This window comes from Cellulosimicrobium cellulans (assembly GCF_006539945.1).
In the GTDB taxonomy this organism is placed as follows: domain Bacteria; phylum Actinomycetota; class Actinomycetes; order Actinomycetales; family Cellulomonadaceae; genus Cellulosimicrobium; species Cellulosimicrobium cellulans.
Genome location: NZ_BJNZ01000008.1, coordinates 1 through 26,166, shown reverse-complemented (window position 1 = coordinate 26,166; position 26,166 = coordinate 1). Strand labels below are relative to the sequence as shown.

General features: G+C 72.8%; 23 protein-coding genes. 13 read left to right on the top strand and 10 right to left on the bottom strand.

Annotation, left to right across the window (positions count from 1 at the left end):
- The first annotated feature begins 42 nt into the window (after nt 1–42).
- From rfbB to CCE02nite_RS08210, 4 genes are all read left to right on the top strand, one after another.
- Nucleotides 43–1,038, top strand: a complete 996-nt coding sequence (gene rfbB / locus CCE02nite_RS08225; protein ID WP_141389180.1) for a dTDP-glucose 4,6-dehydratase — start codon at nt 43–45, stop codon at nt 1,036–1,038.
- Nucleotides 1,039–1,087: 49 nt separating this feature from the next.
- Entirely contained in the window at nt 1,088–2,560 is a 1,473-nt protein-coding gene (locus CCE02nite_RS08220; RefSeq protein ID WP_141389179.1) for a phosphomannomutase/phosphoglucomutase, read from the top strand.
- On the top strand, nt 2,557–2,745 hold the full coding sequence (locus CCE02nite_RS08215; RefSeq protein ID WP_141389178.1) for a Trm112 family protein: 189 nt from the start codon (nt 2,557–2,559) through the stop codon (nt 2,743–2,745). Before CCE02nite_RS08220 ends, CCE02nite_RS08215 begins: the two co-directional genes overlap by 4 nt.
- An 88-nt stretch (nt 2,746–2,833) precedes the next feature.
- A complete protein-coding gene (locus CCE02nite_RS08210; protein WP_255318723.1) occupies nt 2,834–3,532 on the top strand; it encodes a phosphocholine cytidylyltransferase family protein in 699 nt (232 codons plus the stop codon).
- Nucleotides 3,533–3,611: 79 nt separating this feature from the next.
- On the opposite strand, the gene CCE02nite_RS08205 is transcribed toward CCE02nite_RS08210, so the two are convergent.
- The 3 genes from CCE02nite_RS08205 to CCE02nite_RS08195 are packed head-to-tail and all read right to left on the bottom strand — an operon-like array spanning nt 3,612 to nt 6,412.
- Nucleotides 3,612–4,541 (bottom strand): glycosyltransferase family 2 protein, encoded by a 930-nt coding sequence (locus tag CCE02nite_RS08205; protein ID WP_141389177.1) that lies wholly within the window; start codon nt 4,539–4,541, stop codon nt 3,612–3,614.
- Nucleotides 4,542–4,591: 50 nt separating this feature from the next.
- A complete protein-coding gene (locus CCE02nite_RS08200) occupies nt 4,592–4,825 on the bottom strand; it encodes a DUF6752 domain-containing protein (protein ID WP_141389176.1) in 234 nt (77 codons plus the stop codon).
- A gap of 12 nt (nt 4,826–4,837) precedes the next feature.
- Nucleotides 4,838–6,412, bottom strand: a complete 1,575-nt coding sequence (locus CCE02nite_RS08195) for a LicD family protein (RefSeq protein ID WP_141389175.1) — start codon at nt 6,410–6,412, stop codon at nt 4,838–4,840.
- 269 nt (nt 6,413–6,681) lie between these two features.
- Between CCE02nite_RS08195 and CCE02nite_RS08190 the strand changes: the two genes are divergently transcribed.
- From CCE02nite_RS08190 to CCE02nite_RS08180, 3 genes are all read left to right on the top strand, one after another.
- The gene (locus tag CCE02nite_RS08190) at nt 6,682–8,535 is read left to right on the top strand and encodes a glycosyltransferase (protein ID WP_141389174.1); all 1,854 of its coding nucleotides are present in this window, start codon (nt 6,682–6,684) and stop codon (nt 8,533–8,535) included.
- A 78-nt stretch (nt 8,536–8,613) separates the two neighbouring features.
- Entirely contained in the window at nt 8,614–9,432 is an 819-nt protein-coding gene (locus CCE02nite_RS08185) for an ABC transporter permease (protein ID WP_255318722.1), read from the top strand.
- Nucleotides 9,432–10,184 (top strand): ABC transporter ATP-binding protein, encoded by a 753-nt coding sequence (locus CCE02nite_RS08180; protein WP_174774901.1) that lies wholly within the window; start codon nt 9,432–9,434, stop codon nt 10,182–10,184. Before CCE02nite_RS08185 ends, CCE02nite_RS08180 begins: the two co-directional genes overlap by 1 nt.
- Nucleotides 10,185–10,243: 59 nt before the next feature.
- Here the strand turns inward: CCE02nite_RS08180 and CCE02nite_RS08175 are convergent, their stop codons facing one another.
- The 4 genes from CCE02nite_RS08175 to CCE02nite_RS08160 all read right to left on the bottom strand — a co-directional run bounded on the left by CCE02nite_RS08175 (nt 10,244) and on the right by CCE02nite_RS08160 (nt 15,751).
- Nucleotides 10,244–12,403 (bottom strand): acyltransferase family protein, encoded by a 2,160-nt coding sequence (locus CCE02nite_RS08175; protein ID WP_170227258.1) that lies wholly within the window; start codon nt 12,401–12,403, stop codon nt 10,244–10,246.
- A 74-nt stretch (nt 12,404–12,477) separates the two neighbouring features.
- The gene (locus CCE02nite_RS08170) at nt 12,478–13,422 is read right to left on the bottom strand and encodes a glycine betaine ABC transporter substrate-binding protein (RefSeq protein ID WP_141389172.1); all 945 of its coding nucleotides are present in this window, start codon (nt 13,420–13,422) and stop codon (nt 12,478–12,480) included.
- Between the two features lie 104 nt (nt 13,423–13,526).
- Nucleotides 13,527–14,396, bottom strand: a complete 870-nt coding sequence (locus tag CCE02nite_RS08165) for an ABC transporter permease (protein ID WP_141389171.1) — start codon at nt 14,394–14,396, stop codon at nt 13,527–13,529.
- Nucleotides 14,393–15,751: a quaternary amine ABC transporter ATP-binding protein gene (locus CCE02nite_RS08160; RefSeq protein ID WP_141389170.1), complete on the bottom strand. Its 1,359-nt coding sequence runs from the start codon at nt 15,749–15,751 to the stop codon at nt 14,393–14,395. Before CCE02nite_RS08160 ends, CCE02nite_RS08165 begins: the two co-directional genes overlap by 4 nt.
- 581 nt (nt 15,752–16,332) lie before the next feature.
- On the opposite strand from CCE02nite_RS08160, the gene ahcY reads away from it, so the two are divergent.
- The 5 genes from ahcY (at nt 16,333) to CCE02nite_RS08135 (ending at nt 22,471) form a co-directional block, all read left to right on the top strand.
- Complete coding sequence (gene ahcY, locus CCE02nite_RS08155; RefSeq protein WP_141389169.1) at nt 16,333–17,895, top strand: adenosylhomocysteinase; 1,563 nt, start codon at nt 16,333–16,335, stop codon at nt 17,893–17,895.
- Nucleotides 17,896–17,930: 35 nt separating this feature from the next.
- Nucleotides 17,931–18,548 (top strand): hypothetical protein, encoded by a 618-nt coding sequence (locus CCE02nite_RS08150; RefSeq protein ID WP_141389168.1) that lies wholly within the window; start codon nt 17,931–17,933, stop codon nt 18,546–18,548.
- Between the two features lie 93 nt (nt 18,549–18,641).
- Nucleotides 18,642–20,153 carry a sensor histidine kinase gene (locus CCE02nite_RS08145; protein ID WP_141389167.1) on the top strand — a complete coding sequence of 504 codons (1,512 nt, stop codon included), beginning with the start codon at nt 18,642–18,644 and terminating at the stop codon, nt 20,151–20,153.
- A gap of 115 nt (nt 20,154–20,268) precedes the next feature.
- Nucleotides 20,269–20,928, top strand: coding sequence for a response regulator transcription factor (locus tag CCE02nite_RS08140; protein WP_141389166.1), 660 nt, complete (start codon nt 20,269–20,271; stop codon nt 20,926–20,928).
- A 334-nt stretch (nt 20,929–21,262) separates the two neighbouring features.
- Nucleotides 21,263–22,471, top strand: coding sequence for an acyltransferase family protein (locus tag CCE02nite_RS08135; RefSeq protein WP_255318721.1), 1,209 nt, complete (start codon nt 21,263–21,265; stop codon nt 22,469–22,471).
- On the opposite strand, the gene CCE02nite_RS08130 is transcribed toward CCE02nite_RS08135, so the two are convergent.
- A complete protein-coding gene (locus CCE02nite_RS08130; RefSeq protein ID WP_141389165.1) occupies nt 22,444–23,262 on the bottom strand; it encodes an RDD family protein in 819 nt (272 codons plus the stop codon). The genes CCE02nite_RS08135 and CCE02nite_RS08130 overlap by 28 nt on opposite strands.
- An 89-nt stretch (nt 23,263–23,351) precedes the next feature.
- Here CCE02nite_RS08130 and CCE02nite_RS08125 point away from each other — a divergent pair, with 89 nt between their 5' ends.
- Nucleotides 23,352–24,341, top strand: a complete 990-nt coding sequence (locus CCE02nite_RS08125; RefSeq protein WP_141389164.1) for a stage II sporulation protein M — start codon at nt 23,352–23,354, stop codon at nt 24,339–24,341.
- A gap of 68 nt (nt 24,342–24,409) precedes the next feature.
- Here the strand turns inward: CCE02nite_RS08125 and CCE02nite_RS08120 are convergent, their stop codons facing one another.
- Both CCE02nite_RS08120 and CCE02nite_RS20965 read right to left on the bottom strand, forming a co-directional pair.
- On the bottom strand, nt 24,410–25,720 hold the full coding sequence (locus CCE02nite_RS08120) for a winged helix DNA-binding domain-containing protein (protein ID WP_141389163.1): 1,311 nt from the start codon (nt 25,718–25,720) through the stop codon (nt 24,410–24,412).
- A gap of 7 nt (nt 25,721–25,727) precedes the next feature.
- A complete protein-coding gene (locus CCE02nite_RS20965) occupies nt 25,728–25,850 on the bottom strand; it encodes a hypothetical protein (RefSeq protein ID WP_255318720.1) in 123 nt (40 codons plus the stop codon).
- Between the last annotated feature and the right edge of the window lie 316 nt (nt 25,851–26,166).

Here is a 26,166-nt window from a genome sequence, read left to right as displayed (position 1 = left end):
TAGACTCGCGGGCGGCAGGGGAACAGGTCGAGGAGGTCGTCGGTGCGGGTGCTCGTGACCGGCGGGGCCGGCTTCATCGGGGCGAACTTCGTGCGACGCACGGTCGAGACGCGGCCCGACGTCGACGTCGTCGTGCTCGACGCCCTCACCTACGCGGGCGACGAGCGGTCGCTGGACCCCGTGCGCGACCGGGTCGCTCTGGTGGTCGGCGACGTGGCTGACGCCGACGTCGTGGACCGGCTCGTCGCGTCGACGGACCTCGTGGTGCACTTCGCCGCGGAGTCGCACAACGACAACTCGCTCACCGACCCGTCGCCGTTCGTCCGGACCAACGTCCTCGGGACGTTCACCCTCCTCGAGGCCGTGCGTCGGCACGACGTCCGGCTGCACCACGTCTCGACCGACGAGGTCTACGGGGACCTCGAGCTCGACGACCCGGGCCGCTTCACCGAGTCCACGCCGTACGACCCGTCCTCGCCCTACTCCTCGACCAAGGCGTCGAGCGACCTGCTCGTGCGCGCCTGGGTGCGCTCGTTCGGCGTGCGCGCGACGATCTCCAACTGCTCCAACAACTACGGCCCGTACCAGCACGTGGAGAAGTTCATCCCGCGGCAGATCACCAACCTCCTCGACGGGGGCCGGCCCAAGGTGTACGGCGCGGGACAGAACGTCCGGGACTGGATCCACGTGGACGACCACAACGACGCGGTGTGGGCGATCGTCGAACGGGGCGCCGTCGGCGAGACGTACCTCGTCGGGGCGGACGGGGAGCGGTCCAACCTGGACGTCGTGGGCGACCTGCTCGAGATCTTCGGGCGCGACCGCGCCGACTACGACCTCGTCGCCGACCGAGCAGGGCACGACCTGCGCTACGCGATCGACGCCACGCGGCTGCGTACCGAGCTCGGCTGGGCGCCGCGCTACACGTCGTTCGCCGAGGGGATCGCTCGCACGGTCGACTGGTACCGCGCCAACGAGGCGTGGTGGCGTCCCGCGAAGGCGCGTACCGAGGCGCGGTACGCGGCCGGCGGCCAGTAGCGGGCGCCGCCGACCGGCGGCCGCCGTGGGCGCCGATAGGCTGGGGCGCGTGACGACCGACCTCTCCCACCTCATCAAGGCGTACGACGTCCGCGGCACCGTCCCGGACCAGCTGAACCCCCGGGTGGCGAAGGCCATCGGCGCCGCGTTCGCCCGCGCGGTGGCCCTGCCGGAGGCGCCCGTCGCGGCCGACGACGCGCCGGCCCGGGCGAGCGTCGTCGTCGGGCACGACATGCGCGACTCCGGGCCCGAGCTCGTCGAGGCGTTCGCCGCCGGCCTCACGGAGGCCGGGGTCGACGTCGTGCGGATCGGGCTGTGCTCCACGGACGGGCTCTACCACGCATCCGGCGCGCTGGGCATGCCGGGCGCCATGTTCACGGCGAGCCACAACCCGGCCGTCTACAACGGGATCAAGCTGTGCCGCGCGGGGGCGCGCCCGGTGGGTCAGGACTCAGGGCTCGCGGAGGTCCGCAGGCTCGCAGAGGGCTACCTCGGCGACGGCCTCCCGGCCGCCGCGGACGCGCCGGGTTCGGTCGCGGACCGCGACATGCTCGCGGACTACGCGGCGTTCCTGCGCTCGCTCGTCGACCTGTCCGGGATCCGGCCGCTCAAGGTCGTGGTCGACGCCGGGAACGGCATGGGTGGCTACACCGTGCCGGCCGTCCTGGGCACCGGCGCCGGCCTGCCCGCGCTGCCGCTCGACGTCGTGCCCCTGTACTTCGAGCTCGACGGCACGTTCCCGAACCACGAGGCGAACCCGCTCGACCCGCAGAACCTGCTCGACCTGCAGGCCGCCGTCGTGGAGCACGACGCCGACCTCGGGCTGGCGTTCGACGGCGACGCCGACCGCTGCTTCGTCGTCGACGAGCACGGCGACCCGGTGTCGCCGTCGGCGATCACGGCGCTCGTCGGGCTGCGCGAGGTCGCCAAGGAGGTCGAGGCGGGACGCACGCCGACCGTGATCCACAACCTCATCACCTCGCGTGCCGTGCCCGACTTCCTCGGTGCCGCGGGAGCACGGACCGTGCGCACGCGCGTCGGGCACTCGTTCATCAAGGCGCAGATGGCCGACAACGACGCCGTGTTCGGCGGCGAGCACAGCGCGCACTACTACTTCCGCGACTTCTTCTTCGCGGACACGGGGATGCTCGCGGCGATGCACGTGCTCGCCGCGCTCGGGTCGCAGCCGCACCCACTCTCGGCGCTGGGGGAGATGTACGAGCCGTACGTCGCCTCGGGCGAGATCAACTCGACCGTGGCCGACGTGCCCGCGGCCCGTGCGCGCGTCGTCGAGGCCTACGTGACGCAGCAGGGTGGCGGACCGGTCGAGGTCGACGAGCTCGACGGGCTGACCGTCTCGCACTGGGACTCCCACCCGCAGTGGTGGTTCAACCTCCGGGCCTCGAACACGGAGCCGCTGCTGCGGCTCAACGTCGAGGCGGCCGACGAGGACATCATGGAGAAGGTGCGCGACGACGTCCTGTCGCTCGTGCGCGCGCACGACGACGAGGAGCGAGCATGAGCCTGCAGATCGACCCCTGGGTGCGCGAGGCCCTGCGCTGCCCCGTGACCGGCGCCCGCCTCGTGGACGGCACCGGCCCGTCCGGGGAGCCGGAGCTGCACTCCACCGACCCCGACCGCCCGCTCGCGTACCCGGTGCGCGACGGCATCCCGGTCCTGCTGGAGGACGACGCGCGCGAGCTCTGACCCGGCAGGACAGCAGCGTCGCAGTCGGTAGAGTCTGTCCGGTGCTCCGCTCGTCGGCGAGCCGGAGCGAGAGACGAAAGGACACACCGTGAGCAACGCGCCCCAGGTCGTCATCCTGGCCGCCGGGATGGGGACCCGCCTCGGACGGCCGTTCCCCAAGCCGCTGACCGAGCTGAAGGACGGGCGCACGATCCTCGCCCAGCAGCTGGGCAACGTCCGCGGCGCCTTCGGCCGCGACGTCCAGGTGCTCGTCGTGGTCGGGTTCAAGCTCGAGCAGATCCTCGAGGCCGCGCCCGACGTGACGTTCGCGTACAACGAGATCTACGACCAGACGAACACGTCCAAGAGCCTGCTCAAGGCGCTGCGAGCCACCGGGGACCGGGGCGTCCTGTGGATGAACGGCGACGTCGTCTTCGACCCGCGCGTCCTCGAGCGGCTCAAGCCGTACATCGAGTCCGGGCAGTCGTTCGTCAGCGTCAACACCGCGGCGGTCGGCGACGAGGAGGTCAAGTACACCGTCGACGCCGACGGCCGGATCGACGAGCTCTCGAAGACCGTCCAGGGGGCGCTCGGCGAGGCGGTCGGTATCAACTTCGTCGCCCCTGCCGACAAGCCTGCGCTCGTGACGCGGCTCGCCGAGGTCGGCGACCAGGACTACTTCGAGCGCGGCATCGAGGTCGCGATCGAGAAGGACGGGCTCCAGGTGGTCCCCGTCGACGTCTCCGACCTGTACGCCGTCGAGGTGGACTTCGCCGAGGACCTCGAGCGGGCGAACGAGTTCCTCTGAGGACCGTCTGCGAGGTCCGTCCCAGGACGCACGAAGGGCCGGTCTCCGCACGGGAGACCGGCCCTTCGTCCGCTCGGCGTCAGCCCGCGCTCGGCGCCTTCGGCGACGTCCGGGGGAACTGGGGCTGCGGGTTGAACCGGATGCCGGCGAGGAGCTGCCGGACCATCTGGAGCTGGAGGCTGCGGGAGACCCCGCCCTGGCGCATCTTGCCGACCACGTTCTTCACGTAGGTGATCCACGAGAGCTTGCCCTCGTAGTGCCAGCGGTACGACGACTGGTTGCGGGCGCCGTACTTGAACTTCCAGACGTTCTGCGCGGTGATCTGGCCGTAGTTGACGCCCTTGTTGTCACCCATGTCGTGCACGACGTAGCTGTCGAGCACCTGGATGCCGGGACGCGTGCGCCCCGACAGGCGCTTCGTGTACTCCTTGTCGTCGTACCAGATGAAGTACTCGGCCAGGGGCAGCCCGTGCTCCTCGACCGTCCACCGGGGCAGCAGGACGGAGACGAACGTGCACTCGCGGACCTTGACCGCGTTCAGGCCCTGGACGAGGTAGCGCGGCCAGTCCCACGTGGTCACGGCCTCGTTCATCTCGCACAGCTGACCGTCGACGAACTTGACGACGGAGCACGCGAAGGGCACGCGGTCGTGGACGTGCTCCTCGACCGCGCGGTGCTCGTCGAGGAGCCGCTCGAGCGCGTCCGGCTCCGGGTAGCAGTCGTCGTCCATGATCCAGAAGAAGTCCGCCCCGAGCTCGTGGGCGCGGCGCAGGCCGGCGGCGAACCCGCCGGCGCCTCCGACGTTCTTCGGCAGCGACAGGACGTGGATGTCGTCGTCGTCCGCGATGGTGCGCAGGTAGTCGCCCGTGCCGTCCGTGGAGTCGTTGTCGACGAGCAGGATCGTCTGCGGGGGGACGCTCGACGCGCGGATCGCGGCGATGCCCTTCTTGAGCTTCTCGAGACGGTTGAACGTCACGACGACGGCTGCCACGTGGGGGGTCTGGGTCATGGGGGTGCTCGCTGTTCCGTCGAGGTCGGGGCCGGGGCGGCGCGGGTCGGTCAGTCCACCGACCGAGGTGCGGCGAGCCGCGTCTCGACGATGTCGGTCAGCTCGGCGATGCGGACGTTGTCCCGGCGGCACTCGTCGATCTCCGCGCGCAGGTCGCGCACGTCCTCGCGCAGCTGGGCCAGCTCCTCGAGCACCTGCGCGTGGTTCGGCCGAGGCTTGCCGCGCAGCCGTGCCATGAGGGAAGGCGCCACACGGTCGCCGACGGCGATGATCTTCTGCTTCATGTCGTCCTCGTCTCAGCTCTGGGCTGCGGTGGTCAGGTACGTGAGCACGGGCTGCCGGACGCTGTCACGTGCGGTCCCGCGCAGGGGTGTGGTGCCGTGGAGGGACAGGCCCAGGGGCGCGAGCTCCTGCTCGATCTCGTCGAGCGTGAGGTGCCACGTCGTCGGGTCGCGGAACGTCACCTCGGGGTCGGGCACCGTGTCGACGACGAGGGCCACGACGCTCCCGGCCTGGGCGTACTGACGCAGGGTACGCCAGACGGTGGCCCGGCCGTGGTGGCCGAGGCGTTCCAGCAGGTGGTTGGCGAGCACGTGGACACGCCCCTCCTCCTCGGCGAGGAGGGCGATCACGTCCGCGGCCTCGCGGAAGTCGATGAGGTTGCGGCGCAGCCACGTGACCCGTTCCGCCGCGGCGCCCTCGGTGAGGCCGCGGGCGCGCAGCAGCGCGGACTCGGCGTAGTCGACGCCGACGACCCGACGACCGTGCGCGGCCAGGTGCCGTGCCGCCGCGCCGGCCCCGCACCCCAGGTCGACCACCATGTCGCCGTCGTCCGTGCGGGCGAGCAGGGCGTCCGCACCGCGTAGGTCCGTGCCGCTCGCGCTCGTCGGGTCGTAGAGGTAGCGGTCCTCCCAGAAGTCGCGCTGGAAGTTGTACGAGCCGAACCAGTTGCGGAAGCGTCGGGCGGTCGCGCGCGGGGTCCGGAGCTTGTAGCCCGGGAGGGGCGTGCGCCAGTTCTCGTCGTAGTTGACGACGAGCCAGTCCTCCGGGACGGCAGGCGCCGGATAGTCGCGCCCCTCGAGCGTGACGGTGGAGAACGGCAGCATCGAGTCCTGACGCATCGGCCCGCGCACGTGGAACGGCTGATTGATCTGGCCGTCCGGCGTGAAGAACGCCGTGAAAATGTCGATGTAGCCGTCGACGAGCCCGTCGTCGCGGCGGAACGTGATCTGCAGGTGCGCGTTGCTGTGGCGGACGACCTCGTACCCGCGCGACGTGAGGTCGGTCGCGATCCGGGCGTTCTCCAGGGAGAGGTCCGCGGGGTGGCTCAGCTCCGACAGGTAGGCGAGATCGGCGTCGTCGTCGTGCGGGAGGATGTGGCCCGAGCGGACGGCGCCGAGCAACGTGCCGCCGACCACGAACGGCCGCAGACCGAGCTCGTGCAGGAGCTCGACGAGCACGTCCAGCCGGTCGAGCAGGCGCTGCTGCAAGCCCTCGTCCGCGCCGTCGAACGTCTTGCCGAGCCGGCCCCACTTGTTGAGCGCGACGTGGCGTCCCAGGGCGTCCACGACCTCCACCGGCTGGTCGCTCCGGCCGAACCGGACGGACGTGCTCCACAGGACGTCACCCGTCGTGGAGTCGGCGACGTCGATGCGGGCCGTCCCCTCGAGGAACGGCGTGATCGGCGCGGGCCACCGGTGGTCGAGGGCCTCGTGGAGCGACTCGTCGGACACGAGGTCGATCGACCACACCCGGTGGCCGTTGACGAGGACGTCCAGGGAGGAGACGTGGTCCGGGACGCGCGCGGGCAGACGGAGGAGGGTGCGGCTCGCTCGCAGCTCGCGGGACGTCGTGGCAGGACGACGCGGCATGGGTGCCCTTCGGATCGGGGTCTCGACGAGTGCCGCGGGTACGGCAGAACCGCCCCGGGCCGACCCGAGTTTACGTCAGCGTCGTGCGACGGACCCGCCACCGACGTGTTCGTGAACGCGATCTGCACATTCTGTGAACCGCGCCGATTTCGCCCGTCCCGAACGGTCTGCCCGGTAGCCTGTGGCATCGAGCCGACGCGCCGCCTCAGCGGGTGCTGCGCACGTCTTCGGCCGTCCGGATCTTCGACCCATCCTGCGAGGCGCCCACCGTGATCACCGTCCAGCACGTCGTCTACCCCACGGATCTGGACAAGCTCCCGTTGTACGTCGAGAGCCCTCGTGGGGCGACGTCGTCGATCGACGTCGTCTCGCGCCGCACGGCCCGTCTCGTCGCCGGGAGCGACGTCTCGTTCGCCTCCTACTTCAACGCCTTCCCCCTGATGCACTGGGCGGCGAACACCACGGTGACGTCCGTGACGCTGGAGATCGAGCTGGCCGGACGCGGGCAGGTCCGCCTCGTGCGCACGGACGCCCGCGGGCACGCCACGCGGCTCGAGGCGGTCCGGTTCGACGGCGAGGAGACCGTCCGGCTCGACGTGGCCACGGCGGGCGCGGCCGACGGTGGCTGGTGCTGGTTCGAGATCACCGCGTCGACCGACGTCGAGATCGGCCCCGGCCGCTGGGAGGTGGACGGGCCCGCGGCGGACGGCACGGTGACCGTGGCCGTGACGACCTTCAACAAGCCCGACTACTGCGTGCGGACGCTACGGGCCCTGGGCACGGACGACGACGTGCGCCAGGTGCTCGACCGGGTCGTCGTCGTGGACCAGGGCACCCAGAAGGTCGCGGCGGAGCCGGGCTTCGAGGAGGCACGCGAGGGCCTCGGGGACCGCCTGAAGATCGTGGACCAGCCCAACCTCGGCGGCTCGGGCGGCTTCTCGCGCGGCATGCTCGAGGCGGTCGCGCTCGGTTCCACGCACGTCATGCTCCTCGACGACGACGTCGCGGTCGAGCCGGAGAGCATCTTTCGTGCCGTGCGCTTCGCGGACGCCTGCTCGCGGCCCACCATCGTCGGCGGCCACATGTTCGACATGTACCGCCCCACCAACCTGCACGCGGTGAGCGAGATCGTGCAGCAGTCCAACTTCATGTGGGGCCCCGCGGACCCCGACCACCGTCTCGTCGACTTCTCGGACGAGTCCCTGCGCGCGACGCGCTGGCTGCACCGCAGGCCGCGCGCCGACTACAACGGCTGGTGGATGTGCCTGGTCCCGACGGCGGTCGTCCGTGAGATCGGGCTGTCGATGCCGTACTTCATCAAGTGGGACGACGCGGAGTACGGGCTGCGCGCCAAGGCGGCCGGCGTCCCGACGGTCTCGCTCCCCGGCGTCGCGCTGTGGCACATCACGTGGCAGGACAAGGACGACGCGATCGACTGGCAGGCGTACTTCCACGCCCGCAACCGCGTGGTCTCGGGCCTGATCCACTCGGGAGAGGAGCACGGCGGCGCGCTGCTCGCGGACAGCAGCCGGCTCAACCTCAAGCACCTCCTCTCGATGCAGTACTACGCCGTGACGCTCCGCAACGCGGCTCTCCGCGACGTGCTGAAGGGTCCGGGCGAGCTCCACGCGACGATGGGGACGCGGCTCGGCGAGCTGCGGGCGCTGGCCAAGGAGTTCGGCGAGGCCCGGAGCTACACCGTCGACGCCCCGGCCCCGGTGCCGGCCCGCAGGGACGTGCCGCCCACCGCCCGGAAGCACGGTCCCCGAGGTGCGGCGCTCGCGGTCTTCACGCTGCGCTCCGTCGCGCGTCAGCTCCTCGTCCCCGTGCGCCCCGAGAAGCGGAGCCGCCCTGACGCCCAGCTCGAGCGGGGCCAGGGGGTCTGGTGGGAGCTGCCGCGGTACGACAGCGTGCTCGTCCTGGCCGGCGAGGACCGCACGGGGAACTGGTACGTGCGAGACCGCAAGGCGTTCGTCGCGCTCTGGCGGGAGTCGCTCGCGCTGCACCGCGAGCTCAAGCGGCGCTGGCCCGAGGTGCAGAAGGCGTACCGTGACCAGGCGTCCGCGCTCGTCGCCCCCTCGGCCTGGCGCGCGACGATCGGGATCACCGATGGCGACGACTGACCGTCCGTCCGCGGGTTCCCGCGACGGTAGGGTGTGCGACGGCCTCGGGTGCGAGGCGTCCAGCGCGTGGAGGAACAAGTGAGTGATACAGGCGTCGTCGCGGCCGTGAACAGGCCGATGGCGCTGTGGAGGGCCCGTTCGGTCCTGGGTCTTCTGGTCCGGCGTGACCTCAAGGTCCGGTACGCGGACTCGCTGCTCGGGTACTTCTGGTCGATCCTCGACCCGTTGCTCATGGCGGCCGTCTACTGGTTCGTCTTCACCAAGATCTTCCCGCGCTCGGTCGGGGAAGAGCCCTACATCATCTTCCTGCTGGCCGCGCTGCTGCCCTGGACGTGGTTCCAGAACTGCGTGGGCGACAGCGCCAACTCGCTCCAGCACGACTCCCGCCTCGTGCGGTCGACGCGGCTGCCCCGCGAGGTGTGGCCGTTGCGCGTGGTCATGTCGAAGACCGTGGAGTTCGGGTTCTCGATGCCGGTGCTCGCGGTGTTCCTCCTCATCTTCCAGCCGGAGATCAACGGCCACATCTGGCTCTTCCCGGTGGCGATCCTCATGCAGCTCGTCCTGCTCGCCGGGGTCGGTCTGCTCCTGGCGCCGCTCCAGGTGCTCCTGCGCGACATCGAGCCGCTCATCCGGGTCGCGATGCGCGTGCTCTTCTACGCGTCGCCCGTGCTGTACGGGATCCAGGACGTGTACAACGCGAACATCCCGCAGGTCCTCAAGACGCTGTACCTGCTCAACCCCATGAGCGGGATCATCACGGCGTTCCGGGCGGGGTTCTTCCCCGACGCCGTGCACTGGGACGCGATCGCGATCGCCGGCGGGGTCTCGGTGTTCACCCTCGTGCTCGGCTGGATCGTCTTCGCGCGGACCGAGCGTTCCATGCTGAAGGAGCTGTGATGGCGGCGACCACGTTCACCGGGCTGCCCGACCCCATCATCTCGGTGAAGGACGTCGGCGTGCAGTTCGACCGCGGGCGCCGCAGCGCGGGCCTGCGGCAGATGATCCTGCGTCGTGACAAGGGCCCGGCCCGCGACTCGTTCTGGGCGCTGCGCAACGTCTCGTTCGACGTCTCGCCGGGCGAGGCGATCGGGGTGATCGGGCGGAACGGGCAGGGCAAGTCGACGCTCCTCAAGGTCGTCACGGGCGTCCTCCTGCCGGACGAGGGCCGGGCCACGGTGAAGGCCGACGTGTCCCCGCTCATCGAGATCACGGGAGGGTTCGTCCCCGACCTCACGGGCCGGGAGAACATCTACCTCGCCGCGGGCCTGCATGGGATGTCGAAGAAGGAGATCGAGGAGCGCTTCGACGAGATCGTCGACTTCGCCGAGATCCACAAGTTCCTCGACTCGCCGTACCGGCACTACTCCTCGGGCATGCAGGTCCGTCTCGCCTTCTCCGTGGTCTCGCAGCTCGACGGTCCCATCCTGCTCGTCGACGAGGTCCTCGCGGTCGGGGACAAGGCGTTCCGCGACAAGTGCTACCAGCGGATCGGCGAGCTGCTCTCCGCCGGGCGCACCCTGTTCCTCGTCTCGCACAACAACGACGACCTGCGGCGGTTCTGCACGCGCGGGCTCTACCTGCGCGGTGGTGAGCTGCGCGCCGACGGACCGCTCGACGACGTCCTGGAGCAGTACGCGAAGGAGCGGTGACGCCGGCGCCACCTCTCCGTCTCGGCGGGGACCTCGTCGTCGTCAGGGGGCGGTCGCCGTCACCGGTCCAGTCCGGCCCGTGCCGTGATCTCGGGGACGAGGCCCAGGGCGTACTGCTTGTTGAGGTGGTCCCGGTCCGCGTAGACCGGCAGCCCTCCGACGACGGCGTAGCACCGGTCGGCGTCGCAGAAGCGGTCGCTGAGGTCGACGGGTACGAGCCGCCCGGGCCCGTCGCTCGGCGTGCTCGCCGCCTCGAGCATGGGGTCGGCGGGCTGGGCGACCCCCCGGTCGACCGCGCACTCGACCGGTGACTGCGGGTTGAGGATCGCGCAGTCCTTGTCGCGGACCATGCCGTTCATCGGCGGGTCGCCGAGCACGTAGACGTCGGTCCCGGCCTCGAGCCACGGCTGCCAGAACGAGCGGAACCCCTCGACGTACTGCTCGGTCGCGCTCCGGCCCGTGCCGTCGTCGACCTGCTCCGCGCGGGCGAAGCTCGACGTGAACACCATGGCCGGCTTCTCGGCGGAGATCTCGTCGTGCACGGCGTCGCGCCACTCGTCGCACTGCGCGCGCTTCTCCGCGGTCGCGGGGTTCCCTCGGTACCCGACGTACTCGACGTCGGCCGGCGGGCACGCGCCGAGGAAGCTGAGGGTCACCTGCCATCCCCGCTCGTCGGCGATCTCCAGCAGCGGCGCCTGCCACTGCTGTGCGTGGGAGTCGCCCATGACCCACACCCGGGGTGCGTCGGGCCCGCCGCCGAAGTCGCACCGCACGGTCGTCTTGGTCCCGTCGATCTCCAGCCAGGACCCGGCCTGCCCGCACGCGTCCGGGTGGTCGAGGACGTAGTACTTGCTGTCCTCGCCCAGGACGGGGTTGGCGGCGGGGCCGAACGGGTCGTCGCACGGCGCCCCGGGGGCGAGCGCGGCCGGTCCGTAGCACGCGGCGTCGGCAGCCGCCGCCTCCTGCGCCGCGCGCTCCGCCTCGGCCGCGGAGCGTCCCGCGGCGGCGTGCAGCCCCAGGGCGAGCGCGCCGATGATCGCCATGCCCGCCAGCATGAGCACGAACGACCGGCGTGGCCGGACGGACGCCCAGCGCCACGTCCGTCCCTTGTCCTCGACCAGGACCTTGGTGACCCACGCGAGCGCGACGGACGCGACGGCGATGCCGAGCTTGTCCACGGTCGTGAGCGACCGGCTCAGCGCGAACGGAGCCACGACGATCAGGGGCCAGTGCCACAGGTAGACGGAGTAGGAGACGTCGCCGAGGACCTGGACCGGGCGCAGCGCCGTGACCCGGTCGTGGAGCAGCGGGCGACGCTCGGTCCCGGCCAGGATCACGGCGGCCGTGCCGAGCGCGGGGACCGCGGCGAGCCAGCCGGGGAACGGCGTGGCGTGGTCGTAGACGAGCGCGGTGGCGGCGATGGTCGCGAAGCCGACCAGGGCGAGCACGTTCGCCGCGGCGCCGTTGAGCCGCACCCGGGTCGCGCCGAGCGCGAGGAGGCCACCGAGCGCGAACTCCCAGAACCGGACCGGGGTGACGAAGTACGCCTCGCTCGGCGAGCGCGTCGTCATGACGATGCTCAGCACGAGCGAGAGCGCGCCGACGACGAGGACCCCCGTCGCGACGACGCGCCGCGGCCGGGAGGCCCCGCGCGCCCCTCGGACGGCGAGGAGGTAGAGGCCGAGCAGCAGGAGCGGCCACAGCAGGTAGAACTGCTCCTCGACCGACAGCGACCAGTAGTGCTGCGCGACCGTGGCGTCGTCGTTGAGCGCGGAGTAGTTCACGGAGCGCGCGGCGAGCGCCCAGTTCTCGACGTAGAACGCGGACGCCGCGATCTCCTGCGCGCTGCGTGACCACGCCGTGTACGGCAGGAAGGCCCAGACGGCGACGGCGGAGACCGCCAGGACGAGGAGCGCCGCCGGGAGGAGGCGGCGGACGCGGCGCGCGTAGAACGTCGCGAGCCGGACGCGCCCCGTCGAGAGCAGCTCCTTGAGCAGGTGCGACGTGATGAGGAAGCCGGAGATGACGAAGAAGACGTCCACGCCGACGTAGCCGCCCGGGAGCCGGTTCGGCCACAGGTGGTTGAGGACGACCGCCCCGACCGCGATCGCGCGGAGCGCCTGGACGTCCGTCCGGGGCGCTGCCGGCGTGCCGCCGGACGCACGGGGCGCGGCGTGCCGCGGGGGGTGCGTGCGGAGCTCGGTCTGGGGAGAGGTCACCGCACGATGATAGAGAGGCGGCGGCCGTCCCCCGTACGGGAGGCGGCCGCCGCGCTCGTGCTCCGGTCCGGACGTCAGACGCCCGCGGCCTCCTTGAGGTCGTCGACGAACGTCGGGTTCGCCTCGAGCCACGCCTGGACGGCCTCGGCCTCGTCGGCGTACTCGTCGGAGTTGAACATCATGTTCTCGAGCGAGAAGAGCTGCTCGTCGTCCAGCGTGAAGGCGCCGAACAGCTTGGTGAGCGTCGGGTAGCGCTCCTCGAAGTCGGACGAGCCCCACATGTGGACCTTCTCGGCCTCGCCGAGCGCGCCCTCGGGGTCCTCGAGGTCGCGGACGGGGAACTCGTCGTAGGCCCAGTGCGGGCGCCACAGGGTGACGGCGATGTTCTCGCCGGCGTCGGTCGCGCCCTTGAGCTCGGCGAGCATCGCGGGGGTCGAGGAGATGGAGTAGTCCATGCCCTCGAGCCCGTAGGTCGGGATGACCTGCTCCTGGGTGATCTTGGTGAGGCCGGCGCCCGCCTCGATGCCCACGAGCTTGTTGCCGTACTCGTCCGCCATGCCGGCGAGGTCCTCGAGCGACTGCGCGGGCGAGTCCTCGTTCACCGCGATGGTGAGCTTGGCGTCGTCGTACCAGTAGCCGAGGTCGGTGACCTGGTCGCCGTACTCCTCCTCGTAGGAGGCGTGGGTGTAGGGCAGCCACACGTCGAGCGTGACGTCGAAGTCGCCGCCGGCGAGGCCGGTGTAGATGACGCCCACGTCGGCGGTCTGGGAGGAGACGTCGTAGCCCTCCTCCTCGAGGATCGCCGTCCACAGGTGGGAGACGGCGATGCCCTCGTCCCAGCCGGAGGGGATGCCGATGGAGATGGAGGTCTCGTCCTCCCCGGTGGAGCCGCCGTCCGAGCCGCCCGACCCGGAGTCGGAGGCGCAGGCGGTGAGGGCGAGGCCGAGGACGGCGGTCGCGGCGACGGCGGCGGAGCGGCGGGCCGTGCGGTGGGTGGTGCGGGTGCGTGCGGGGGTCATGCTGTCCTTCCCTGGGTCCGGGCGGACCCGGTCGGTGTGCCCGACGCCGGGGGTGCGGCGGGCGGCTTCCCGGCGCTGCGGCCGGGCACGGTGGGGGGCGCGCCTCAGACGCGCGCTGCGGCGAGGGCGCGCGAGACGGGCGCGCGGTCGCCGAGGGCGGAGGTCACGCGGTCGAGGAACATCGCGAGGATGACGACGGCGAGGCCGGCCTCGAAGCCGAGGGCGACGTTGACGCGCTGGAGCGCGGCGACGACGTCGTTGCCGAGGCCGCCGGCGCCGACCATGCCCGCGATGACGACCATGGAGAGCGACAGCATGATGACCTGGTTGACGCCGGCCATGATGGTCGGGAGAGCGAGCGGGAGCTGGATCTGGCGCAGGATGCGCCCCGGGGTCGAGCCGAACGCCTGGCCCGCCTCGACGACCTCCTTGTCCACCTGCCGGATGCCGAGCTCGGTGAACCGCACGCCAGGGGCCATGGCGAAGATGATCGTCGCGATGATCCCGGGGACGGGGCCGGTGAGGAAGATGACGACGGTCGGGATGAGGTAGACGAACGCCGGCATGGTCTGCATGAAGTCGAGGACCGGCCGCACGACGGCGGAGACGCGGTCGTTGCGCGCGGCCCAGATGCCGAGCGGGATCGCGACGACGAGCGCCAGGACGGCCGACAGCAGGACGAGCGCGAGGGTGTCCATCGCGTTGTCCCACTGGTCGACGCCGGCGATGACGACGAACCCGACGAGCGACCCGAGCGCGAGCTTCCAGCCCTTGGCGAGGAGCGCGAGCAGGGCCAGCACGAGCGCGACGACCCAGAACGGCGGGCTCGACAGGACGGTGTCGAGACCGTCGTAGACGCCGACGAGGACGTCCTTGACGAAGCGGAAGAGCGGTCGGAACGTCGTCGTCATCCAGTCGACGAACGTGTCGACCCACTCGCCGAGCGGGATGCGGGGGACGAAGGTGTCGTTCACGCGGCACCTCCCTCGGTCGTCAGGTCGGAGTCCACGGCGGCGTCCGTCACCGTCTCGTCCTCCCGGACGGGCGCGCCGAGCTCGATCTCGCCGGTGCGCGGCTGGTCCGGCGGGACCATGGCCTCGAGCAGGGTGACGCGCGGGACGACGCCCACGAGGCGGCCCTCGGCGTCGGTCACGGGCACCGGGAGCGAGGACTCGGCCGCGGGGGCGAAGATCTCCGCCAGCGGCGTGTCCGGGGAGACGGGCGCGACGCCGTCGTGCACGAGGTCCCCGATGGACTCCTTGCCGGCCTTGAGCGCGGCGACGGCGTCGTCGTCGCGCACGACGCCGTGCAGCACGCGCTGGCGGTCGACGACGTACGCGGCCGACACCTGCGCATCGCGCATGGCGCGGCTCGCCTGGCGCGGCCCGCCGCTCACGGGCACGACGACCGCCGGACGCACCATGACGGACGAGGCCGTGAGCACGCGGGTGCGGTCGACGTCGGCGACGAACTGGGCGACGTAGTCGTTCGCGGGGTCGGACAGGATCTGCTCGGCCGTGCCGATCTGCACGATCCGGCCGTCCCGCATGACGGCGATGCGGTCGCCGAGGTGCATGGCCTCGTTGAGGTCGTGCGTGATGAACACGATCGTCTTGCCGAGGCGCTGCTGGAGGTCGAGGAGCTGCTCCTGCATCTCGCGGCGGATGAGCGGGTCGAGCGCGCTGAACGCCTCGTCCATGAGCAGGACGTCGGTGTCGGCGGCGAGCGCGCGGGCGAGCCCGACGCGCTGGCGCATGCCGCCCGAGAGCTGCGACGGGAGCGAGTCCTCCCAGCCGCCGAGGCCCGTGAGCTCGAGCGCGGTGCGCGCCTTCTCGCGACGCTCCGCCTTGCCGACGCCCTGGATCTCGAGCGGGTAGGCGGCGTTGTCGAGCACGGTGCGGTGGGGGAGCAGCGCGAAGTGCTGGAAGACCATGCTCACGCTGCTGCGGCGCAGGGCGCGCAGCTGCTTGGCGTCGGTGGCCGCGAGGTCGGTCCCGCCGACCACCACGTGGCCGGCCGTCGGCTTCCACAGGCCGTTGAGCATGCGGATGAGCGTGGACTTGCCGGAGCCGGAGAGGCCCATGACGACGAAGATCTCGCCGCGCCGGACGTCGAAGCTCGCGTCGATGACCGCGGCGGTGCCGAGCGACTTGACGTCGTCGCGGGACGCGCCCTGCTCGAGACGGCGGATGGCCTCGACGGGTCGGCGGCCGAAGACCTTGTAGACGTCGCGGACGGAGACGGCGACGTCGGCCGCTGTCGTGCCCGGCCCGGTCTGCTCGGGTACCGCTGTGGTGCTGTCTGGCGGGGTGATGCTGGGGGCAGTCATGCGGGCGGGTCTCGCCACCTTCCGTGCGGGGGACCGGCACGCCCCGCGCGAGGACGGCGCCAGAGGGGTCCGGCGGCGGCGTCTCGGGAGCGTGGCACGCGGCCGGTGAACGCGTCGCGGTCGGGCGCCCGGGGGGCGACCTCCGCGCTCTGCGCGCAGCGGGCCACATGCTGGTCCGACGTCAATCGGTACTCCAGCACCCTGCCTGATTCGAGGTTCAACTTCTACCTAGGGCCCGTGGATCAGGGACTGTTCCAGGACGTTTCTTGACCGATCATCGTTGCAATGGCGCGGATGATGGGCGATCTCGGATCGTTATCCCTTTGTGACCTTGAGATGGTCAAGCATTCGTGTTACGCGCGCGCCCGGGCGCGCGCGCCGGACGAACGGTGTAGCCCGGCCGGGCGTCCCGCTCGCCGGGGCCGGGCGGCGCCGTCGTCGGTAGGCTGGACCCGGGCGGGACCGTGGTCCCGCCCGGCGCGGACGGGAGCCCCCAGCGCAGCCACCGGCCGGCCATCGGCCAGCCACCCGCAGGGCCGGCACCACCGGCCCGACCGGCACCGAGTACGCACAGGAGAACCATGTCCACCACAGCGCCAGCCCCGACGACCGGAACCTCGGGAGCCGCTCCCGGCTTCGACGAGGTCCCCGGCCGCTACAAGGTCCGCGACCTGTCCCTCGCCGAGGCGGGCCGTCACCAGCTCCGCCTCGCGGAGCACGAGATGCCCGGCCTCATGGCGCTGCGCGCCGAGTACGGCGCGTCCCAGCCCCTCGCCGGCGCGCGGATCGCCGGCTCGCTCCACATGACCGTCCAGACCGCGGTCCTCATCGAGACGCTCGTCGCGCTCGGGGCGCAGGTGCGCTGGGCGAGCTGCAACATCTTCTCCACGCAGGACGAGGCCGCGGCCGCCGTCGTGGTCGGGCCGCACGGGACGCCCGAGGACCCGCAGGGCGTGCCCGTCTTCGCGTGGAAGGGCGAGAGCCTCGAGGAGTACTGGGACTGCACCGAGCAGATCCTGGTGTGGCCCGGTGACGAGTCGCCGAACCTCGTCCTCGACGACGGCGGCGACGCCACGATGCTCGTCCACCTCGGCCTGCAGTACGAGCGCGCGGGCGTCGTCCCGCCGGACACGCTGCCGGGCGAGCCCGACCACACGCACGAGATGAACGTGGTCCGCGCCGTGCTGCGTCGCGCGCTCGAGGCGGACCCCCTGCGCTGGACGACGATCGCCCAGGCGATCCAGGGCGTCACCGAGGAGACGACGACGGGCGTGCACCGTCTCTACCAGCTCGCCGAGGCGGGCGAGCTGCTCTTCCCGGCGATCAACGTCAACGACTCGGTCACCAAGTCGAAGTTCGACAACAAGTACGGCATCCGCCACTCGCTGCCCGACGGCATCAACCGCGCGACCGACGTCCTCATGGGTGGCAAGGTCGCGTTCGTCGCGGGGTACGGCGACGTGGGCAAGGGCGCTGCGGAGGCGTTCCGCGGCCAGGGCGCGCGCGTCATCGTGTCCGAGGTCGACCCGATCTGCGCGCTCCAGGCCGCGATGGACGGCTACCAGGTCGCCCGGATCGAGGACGTGCTCGGCGAGGCGGACTTCTTCATCACGACCACGGGCAACAAGGACGTGATCCGCGCCGAGCACCTCGTCGCGATGAAGGACAAGGCCGTCGTCGGGAACATCGGGCACTTCGACAACGAGATCGACATGGCCGGCCTCGCCGAGGTGCCCGGGGTGTCGCGCACCGAGATCAAGGCCCAGGTCCACGAGTGGACGTTCGCGGAGCCCGGCCCGGGCGGGCAGCCCGCGGGCCGCTCGATCGTCGTGCTGTCCGAGGGGCGCCTGCTCAACCTCGGCAACGCGACCGGCCACCCGTCGTTCGTCATGAGCAACTCGTTCTCCAACCAGGTGATCGGCCAGATCGAGCTGTTCCAGGACGCGACCGCCGCCGAGCGGGAGGGCCGCGAGCGCTCGTACGCGCGCCAGGTCTACCGCCTGCCCAAGGTGCTCGACGAGAAGGTGGCCCGCCTGCACCTCGACGCGCTCGGCGTGCGCCTCACCGAGCTCTCGCCGTCCCAGGCCGACTACCTCGGCGTCCCGGTCGAGGGCCCGTACAAGCCTGAGCACTACCGCTACTGAGCGTCGACCACCCGGTCGTGCCACGAGGAGGCCGCATGGACCTGTCGCCCGACGAGCGTCGCTCCGCCGTGCCCTCGCCCCCCGCGGGCGGGGGCGCGGCGGGACAGGCCGGTCCGCCGGTCGACGGCGAGCCGGAGGGACCGCCTCCGGGCGTCCGGCCGTTGTGGCACCGGGTGGGCGACCGGTGGGAGCGCGAGCCCCCGCACGACCTGCTCTACGGCGCGATCGTCGCGGGGTTCGTCATGGCGGTGTCGAGCGTGCACGCCCCGACGGGAGACCGGGTGGTCGTCGCGACGGGCCTCGTCGCCGTCGGGTACTGGCTCGCGCACTGCTACGTGGACGCGGTCAGCGGGCGCTTCCACGACAGCGGGCACTCCCTGTGGGACCGCACCCTCACGGCTCTCCGGCTCAACGTCGGCGTGCTGCTCGGTGCGGTCCCCGGGATCGGGGTCTACCTGCTCGCGTACGCGTTCGGGCTCGACGTGGAGAACGCCGCGCTCGTCGCGGTGTGGTTCACCGTGCTCCTCCTCGGCGTCGTCGGCTTCCTCGCCGCGTACCGGGCGGGTGCCCGGGGCGCACGGCTCGCCGGGGAGACGCTGCTCGCCGCGGCGTTCGCGGGCGTGGTCATCGCCGTCAAGTACCTCCTGCACTGACCCGGCCGCGCCGGGTGACACGGGGGTTGTCCCCACCCCGGCGCGGCGGCGGCCACCCTGTCGTCGTGACCGCGGCTCGCCGAGACTGGCACCATGACTGCCGTGACCCCTGACCAGCCGAGCGTCGTGCCCGCGGGCGACCCGACGTCGGGCACCCTGACCCCGGGACCGGCGCCGACCGCACCTCCGACGAGCGTCGCCGCGACGGCCGCGACGGCCGCGACGGCGGGGGACCCGACGACGTTCGCCGGCACGCAGCCCGACCCGCGGTATGTCGACCACCGTGAGCGGGTGGCGTTCGCGAGCGCGCCGTTCCACCGGCAGACGTGGCGCGCGTACGGGTACCTGTGGCTCGCGATCCTCCTCGCCCCGTTCGCGTTCACCTACGGGCTGTTCGCGGTCGTCTTCCTCGTGGCGATGCTGGTGCCGGTCATCGGCCTCGTCGTCGCGGGCTGGGTCGTGGTCGGCGGGCGGGGGTGGGGCTCGATGTACCGCTCCCTGGCGCGCTCGGCGCTCGGCATCGACGTCGCCGCCCCCGCGCCGTACGTCCGGCGCCGCGGGTTCTGGAGCACGCTGTGGAGCGGCATCGGCGACGGGACCGGGTGGCGTGCCGTGCTCTTCCTCCTCGTCACCTTCCCCCTCGCGATCGTGTCGTTCGTGGTGAGCACCGTCTTCCTCGCCGTCGGGCTCGGCGGGACGACGCACTGGATCTGGTCGCGCTGGCTCCCCCTCCAGCAGGCGAGCGACGGGTCGTGGCACCGCGGAGCGTCGTTCGGGGTGGACTGGTACGTGGACACCCCCGTGCGCCAGCTCGGCCTCGTCCTGGTCGGCCTGCTCTTCCTCTGGCTCTGGGCGCAGGTCACGCGCGGATTCGCCCAGCTCTTCCGGGCGCTCACCGTCGCGCTGCTCGGCCCGACGCTCTCGAGCCTGCGCGTCGCCGACCTCGAGGAGTCGCGCGGCCGCACCGTCGAGGACGCCGACGCGAAGCTGCGGCGCATCGAGCGCGACCTGCACGACGGCACCCAGGCGCGTCTGGTCGCCGTCGCGATGCAGCTCGGCGAGGCCAAGGAGCAGCTCGCGTCGGGCGGCGACCCCGACGAGGCGCTCGAGCTGGTCGACCTCGCCCACTCGTCGACCAAGGAGGCGCTCGTCGAGCTCCGAGAGCTCGCCCGCGGCATCCACCCGCCGGCGCTCGACAACGGGCTCGCCGTCGCGCTCGAGACGCTCGCGGCGCGCTCGCCGCTCCCGGTCACGGTCGACGTCGACCCCGCCGTCGAGGCGTCCGGTCGGCTCGCGCCGGCCGTGGAGTCGATCGCGTACTTCTGCGTCGCCGAGCTCGTGACGAACGCGGTCAAGCACGCGCGGGCGACGGGCGTGTACGTGCTCGTCGAGCGGCAGGGGAGCGGTCGCGGCGCGCGGCTGCGCCTGCGGGTGCGCGACGACGGCCAGGGTGGCGCGCGCGTCGTGCAGCCCGGGTCCGACGGCCAGCGGTCCGGCCTCGCGGGCCTCGCGGAGCGCGTGCGCTCCGTGGACGGCACGTTCGAGCTCACGAGCCCGGTCGGCGGCCCGACGGTCGTCACGGTCCTCCTCCCCGTCCGGGTCTGACGTGCGCACGGACGACCGTGTCCTGCCGGTCCGCGCGGACGGCGTCGGGCACGATGTCCCCGGGGCATCCCGCCCGCCGGGGCCGTCGCACGGCCCGCCCGACCGGAAGGACACCATGCGGCTCGCCATCGCCGAGGACTCCGCCATCCTGCGCGACGGGCTCGTCGCGCTCGTCACGCGCCGCGGCCACGAGGTCGTGGCGGCGGTCGCGGACGGCGACGAGCTCGTCGCGCGGGTCTCCCGGCTCGCGGCCGAGGACGCCCTGCCCGACGTCGCCGTCGTCGACATCCGCATGCCCCCGACGTTCACCGACGAGGGCCTGCGCGCCGCCCTCGCGCTGCGCGCCGCGCACCCCGACCTCGGCGTGCTCCTGTTCTCCCAGTACGTCGAGACGCGGTTCGCGAGCGAGCTGCTCACCGGAGGCGCGCGCGGCGTCGGGTACCTGCTCAAGGACCGCGTCGCGGACGTCGCCGAGTTCGTGGACGCGCTCACGCGCATCGCGGCCGGGCAGACCGTCCTCGACCCCGAGGTCGTGAGCCAGCTCATGGGCGCGTCACGCTCCGACGACGGGCTGGCGCGCCTCACGCCCCGCGAGACCGAGGTCCTGGAGCTCATGGCGCAGGGGCGGTCGAACTCCGCGATCGCTGAGGCGCTGTTCCTCTCCTACGGCGCGGTCGAGAAGAACGTCACGTCGATCTTCGGCAAGCTCGGCCTGCCCCAGGACGCGGGCGACCACCGCCGCGTGCTCGCCGTGCTGCGCTACCTCAAGGTCTGAGCGGGGCGGGGGACAACCCCCGTCGGACCAGGTGGTCCGCCGCGAACGGCTCGGGGGACCGTCCCGTACCGGGACGAACGGGATGTTTCGAGACTGGTGAGCACCGGGGATCCCCCCGGGCTCGCCGACCTTGGAGCATCCCGTGGCCGTCCTGTCGCCGCCGCCGTCCCCGACCCGCTCGCCGTCCCGCGCGCGACCCGCCCCCGCCCGACCGTCGCCCCCGGGCGGTGTGCAGCCCCACCGGGACCGACCGTCGTCGGGCACCGCGCGGACGCCGGGCACCGCACCGGTCCGCCTCAGCGCCGCGGACGACCTTCGCCGACCGCGGCGCGACGTGTTCGTCGACGCCGTGCGGGCCCTCGCGACGCTCAGCGTCCTGACGGTGCACTGGCTCATGGCGGACGCGACGTGGGACGGCGAGCACCTGCGCATCGGCAACGCCCTCGCGCACGGCGCCGGCTGGACCGTCACCTGGGTGCTCCAGGTCCTCGCGCTCCTGTTCTTCGCCGCCGGCGCCTCGGCCACGTACGGGCTGCGGCGTGGGCCCGACGGCGGTCGCTCGCCCGGGCCGGCGGGTGCCGGGCGGGTGGTGGCGCGCCCGAGCGTCCTCGCCGACCTCGCGGCCGGTGCACGGCTCGCCGGACGGCGCGTGCCCCGGCTGCTGCGGCCCGTCGGGGTGTTCGTCGGGGCGTGGGCCGTCGCGATCGGGGTGCTGCTCGCGGTCGGGCTGCCCGGGGACGCGGTGCGCTCGCTCGCGACGCTCGCGCCGCAGCTCCTGTGGTTCCTCGCGGTGTACCTCGGCCTCGTCGTGCTCACGCCGCTCCTGCGCCGCGCGCTGCACGCCGCGGGCTGGTGGACCGTGGGGGCGCTCGCCGCCGCGCCGCTCGCCGTCGAGGCGCTGCGCTTCGGCGCCGGGCTGGAACGCCTCGCGCTGGTCGACGTCGTGCTCGTGTGGGCCGTCCCCTACGCGATCGGGCTCCTGTACGCCGACGCGCGCTCGGGGACGCGGGTCGTGCGGCGGGGACGCGTGGTGCCCGTCGCCGTCCTCCCGCGGCCGCTCGCGCTCATCGGGATCGGGCTCGCGGCGGCGGCGCTCGCGGCCCTGCTCGTCGTCGTCGGGCCGTACCCGGTCTCGCTCATCGGCATGCCGGGAGACGCGATGTCGAACCTCGGCCCGCCGACGGCGCCGGTCGTCCTGCACGCGGTCGCGCTCGTCGCGCTCGCGCTCGCCGCCCGCGGGCCGCTCGTGCGCTGGGCGGACGGGCGCGGCCGGGCGGTCGTCGCGGGTCTCGCCCGACGGTCGATGACCGTCTACCTGTGGCACCTCACGGCGATGATCGTCGTCGTCGGGACGGTGCTCGTGGTGCTCGGTCAGCAGCTCCCGGTACCGGGCAGCGCCGACTGGTGGGCGAGCCGCCCGGTCTGGTTCGGCGCCTTCGCGCTCGTGCTCCTGGGCATCTCCCGCGTCGTCGGCCGGTTCGAGGACGCGCGTCCCGTGCGGCGCGCGTCGCGGCGTCAGCGCGTGGGGTCAGGGATCGAGTAGGGGAGCCGGTGCAGCAGCTCGGCCTGCTCCCCGGCGAGCGCCTGCGCGCGCTGCGCCGTCGCCCAGTCCCGGTCGCGCCGCTCGGCGAGCACCGCCAGGAGGAACGTCTCCGGGTGCGTGCCGGGCGGCGGTCCGGGCGCGACGTATCGCTCGACCTGCCCAGCGAGCTCCTGGCCCAGCCGGGCCCGCGACGCCGGGTGGAGCTTGTTCGCACGCGCCAGGAACTGCCGCGCCGCGAGCGCGAGGCCGTCGGGCAGGCGCCGCATGTCGGCGTGGGACGCCCACGCGGCGAGGTACGGAGGCATGACGAGCGGCGCGAGCGTCGGCCGCCCGCCCCGCACCCGGATCGCGTACGTCCCCGCCGCCATGTCGCCGAGGCGCTTGCCCTTGTCGTTCGTCAGCGACGCGACGAGCGCGACGGAGCCGAGCGTCAGCCAGATCTCGCCGATGCCGACCAGGGCGCGCAGGAAGGCGTGCCGGAAGCGGACCGGGCCGCCGTCGTCGCGCACGACCCGGATGCCCAGCGCCAGCTTGCCGAGCGAGCGGCCGCGCGAGAGCGTCTCGACGGTCGTGGGGATCACGACCATGACGAGGGCGGCGAGCGCGATGCCGATGGCCGGGGCGAAGTCCGGGTCGACCAGCTCGAGCGAGCCCGACGTCGCGAAGAGCAGCGCGAACAGCGCGACGAAGAGCGTCAGCATGTCGAGGAAGAGCGCGAGGCCGCGCGTGACGAACGACGCCGGTCGCGCGTCGAGGACCACGCCCTCGCCGATCAGGATGCCGTCCCGCACGCTGCTCCTCACCCTCGTTCCGTCACGGGCCCGTGCCCGCGCACCGGTCGGCGCACCGGCGGCACGCCCCGTGTGGCAGGGTATCGGTCGTGGACCTCGACGCCTTCACCGACGTGCACCGCGCGCAGTGGGACCGCCTGGAGACCCTCACCTCGCGGCGCACGCTCGACGGCGCCGAGGCGGACGAGCTGGTTCGGCTGTACCAGGCCGTCGCGACGCACCTGTCGACCGTCCGGTCCGTCGCGCCGGATCCCGTGCTCATCTCGCGACTGTCCGTGCTCCTGGGCAAGGCCCGGACTCGCATCGCCGGGGCGCACGAGCCTGCGTGGCGCGACGTCGTGCGGTTCCTCACGGTGTCCCTGCCCGCGGCCCTCTACCGGATCCGGTGGTGGTCGGTCGGCGTGACGGTCGCGTGCCTCGTCGTGGCGCTCGTCGCGGGGATCTGGGTCGCGACGACGCCCGAGGGCCTCGCGTCCATGGGGCCGCCGAGCGTCCAGGAGAACTACGTGAACGAGGCGTTCGCGTCGTACTACGATCCCGGCCTCGACTTCGCCACCGTCGTCTGGACCAACAACGCCTGGATCGCGGCCCAGTGCATCGGCCTGGGCATCACGGGGATCTTCCCCGCCTACGTGCTGTTCTCCAACGCCGTAGCCATCGGGTCGACCGGCGGGATGATGGCCGCGCACGGCGAGCTCGGGCTCTTCCTCCAGCTCATCGCGCCGCACGGCCTGCTCGAGCTCATGTCCGTGTTCGTCGCCGGCGCCGCGGGCCTGCGGATCTTCTGGGCCTGGGTCGACCCCGGCCCGCTGCCGCGCTCGCGTGCCCTTGCGCAGGAGGCCCGCGCGCTCGTCACGGTCGCGATCGGGCTCGTCATCGCGCTCGCGGTCTCCGGCGTCATCGAGGGCTTCGTCACGGGCTCGACCATGCCCTGGTGGCTCAAGATCGTCATCGGCGCGATCGCGCTCGCCGGGTTCTGGGTCTACACGATCGTGCTCGGCCGTCGCGCCGTGGCGGCCGGCGAGACCGGTGACCTCACCGCCGACCACGCGGGCGACGTCGCCCCGGTCGCGGCCTGACGCTTCTTCCCGGCTCCCGGCTCCCGGCTCCCGGCTCCCGGCTCCCGGCCGTGGCTCGTGGGACCCGCTCAGTCGTGCACGACGACGCGCGCCCGCGCGCCCGGCCACGCGCACCGGACCCAGTCCTCGGCTCGCGCGACGACCGCGTCGCGCACGCCGGGCTCGTGGAGCCGGTCCGCGGGGGAGCGGCGGACGTCGGCGTCGCCCGCTCCGCCGGCAGCCGTGCCGTCCGGGGTCACCTCACCCGCGGGGCCGCGCAGCGGGCGCACCTCGACGTGCACGACGTCGTCCGCAGGCTCGTCGGGCGACGTCGCTCCCGTCGTCGCCCGGGCGGGGGCGGACGGGGTGGTCGTGGCGGTGGGCCGCGCCGTCCACGCCCCGGCCACGCGCCCGTCGACGAGCACCGTCGCCGCGACCTGGCCGTTGATGCTCACGACGCTCTTGACCGGCACGTCGCCGAGGATCCGCGTCCGGTCGTCGTGGGAGAGGACGAGGTTGTCGAAGTCGCCGGCCATGATCACCGGCACGGGCGCGTCGCCCGGTGGGCGGGGCGCGCCGGGGAGGTCGAAGAGCTCCTTGCCGTCCGGGCCCGTGAACGTCACGAGCTCGGGACGCAGCACGTCGAACGCGGCCTTGAGCCGGGTCAGCCCCGCCCACCGCTGCGCGTCGACCACGGAGGCCGGGCCGAACGCCGCCAGGTAGCGCCGCACGAGCCCGACGCGGGTCGCGAGGACGGCGTCGGGGTCCGTCTCGTGCGCGACCGCGTCGAGGACCGGGTCCGACCCGCCGAGCCACGCCTGCGCCGTCGTCCACGTGGTCGTGGTGCCCGGCCCGCTCGCTCCCCAGAGCCCGCGCGGCGGCACCTGGACCAGCGGCAGCAGGCAGCGCGCCCCGTACGCGAGGTGCTTGGGGTCGACGTCCGGCCACCGCTCCGCGAGCCGCCTGCCGAGCTCGACCGAGGTGAGCGGCTCGTCGAGCAGGCCGCGCGCGACCTCCTCGAGATCGTCGAGGTCCACGTCCGCGAGGGCCGCGCCGTGCTGGTTCTTCGCCCGCAGGTACGCGGCGAGCGTTGGCCGCACCAGCGCCGTGAGTGCCAGCGCGTCGTCCGCGGCGACCAGGTGCACCGTGCCGCGCAGCGCGCCCACGCGCACGACCTCGCGGTCGGTGAGGAGCGAGCCCAGGTCGTCGGGCGCGAACGCCGCGAGCCGCGACCACAGGGCGGGGTACGGCGACGACGGCACCTGCGACTGGAGCCCGACGAGGTGCCGTACCTCGTCCAGCACCGATGCCGCGCGCGGGGCATCGAGGTGCTGGCGCGCGAGCAGCGCGCGGTTGAGGTCGTCGTGGCTCAGCCGCGGCCCGAACCGCCCGTCGCCCATCGGCTGGTCAGGACAGCACGATCGCGAGCGCGGGGATGAGGAACGTCGCGAGGAGCGCCGCCACGACGATCATCGCGACGCGACGGTTGCGCCGTGCACGCTGTCGGGGATCGGTCGGCTGCCAGGCCACGGGGTTCTCCTGAGGTCGGTGGAAAATACCCGCACGACCCTACCGCCCGGCCCTGACACGAGCGGCCCCTTCTGCCGAGGTAGAACCGTGGTCCCGCGAGGTAGAGCCGTGGTCGCGCGAGGTAGAGCCGTGGTCGCGCGAGGTAGAGCCGTGGTCGCGCGAGGTAGAGCCGTGGTCGCGCGAGGTAGAGCCGTGGTCGCGCGAGGTAGAGCCGTGGTTGGGTCCGCGGCGGGGGTGGTCTCGGTGCTCGGGGCTGCGGCGCCGTCGCCCTGGTCTGTCGGCCGTGGGTTCGAGGAGCGCCGCTCTGACGCCCCTT

Excerpts from the sequence above, each read along its gene's own strand:
- CCE02nite_RS08215 (WP_141389178.1), top strand. The coding sequence starts at position 2,557 with ATGAGCCTGCAGATCGACCCCTGGGTGCGCGAGGCCCTGCGCTGCCCC.
- CCE02nite_RS08205 (WP_141389177.1), bottom strand. The coding sequence starts at position 4,541 with ATGACCCAGACCCCCCACGTGGCAGCCGTCGTCGTGACGTTCAACCGT.
- CCE02nite_RS08200 (WP_141389176.1), bottom strand. The coding sequence starts at position 4,825 with ATGAAGCAGAAGATCATCGCCGTCGGCGACCGTGTGGCGCCTTCCCTC.
- CCE02nite_RS08195 (WP_141389175.1), bottom strand. The coding sequence starts at position 6,412 with ATGCCGCGTCGTCCTGCCACGACGTCCCGCGAGCTGCGAGCGAGCCGC.
- CCE02nite_RS08180 (WP_174774901.1), top strand. The coding sequence starts at position 9,432 with ATGGCGGCGACCACGTTCACCGGGCTGCCCGACCCCATCATCTCGGTG.
- CCE02nite_RS08170 (WP_141389172.1), bottom strand. The coding sequence starts at position 13,422 with ATGACCCCCGCACGCACCCGCACCACCCACCGCACGGCCCGCCGCTCC.
- CCE02nite_RS08160 (WP_141389170.1), bottom strand. The coding sequence starts at position 15,751 with ATGACTGCCCCCAGCATCACCCCGCCAGACAGCACCACAGCGGTACCC.
- ahcY (WP_141389169.1), top strand. The coding sequence starts at position 16,333 with ATGTCCACCACAGCGCCAGCCCCGACGACCGGAACCTCGGGAGCCGCT.
- CCE02nite_RS08150 (WP_141389168.1), top strand. The coding sequence starts at position 17,931 with ATGGACCTGTCGCCCGACGAGCGTCGCTCCGCCGTGCCCTCGCCCCCC.
- CCE02nite_RS08145 (WP_141389167.1), top strand. The coding sequence starts at position 18,642 with ATGACTGCCGTGACCCCTGACCAGCCGAGCGTCGTGCCCGCGGGCGAC.
- CCE02nite_RS08140 (WP_141389166.1), top strand. The coding sequence starts at position 20,269 with ATGCGGCTCGCCATCGCCGAGGACTCCGCCATCCTGCGCGACGGGCTC.
- CCE02nite_RS08120 (WP_141389163.1), bottom strand. The coding sequence starts at position 25,720 with ATGGGCGACGGGCGGTTCGGGCCGCGGCTGAGCCACGACGACCTCAAC.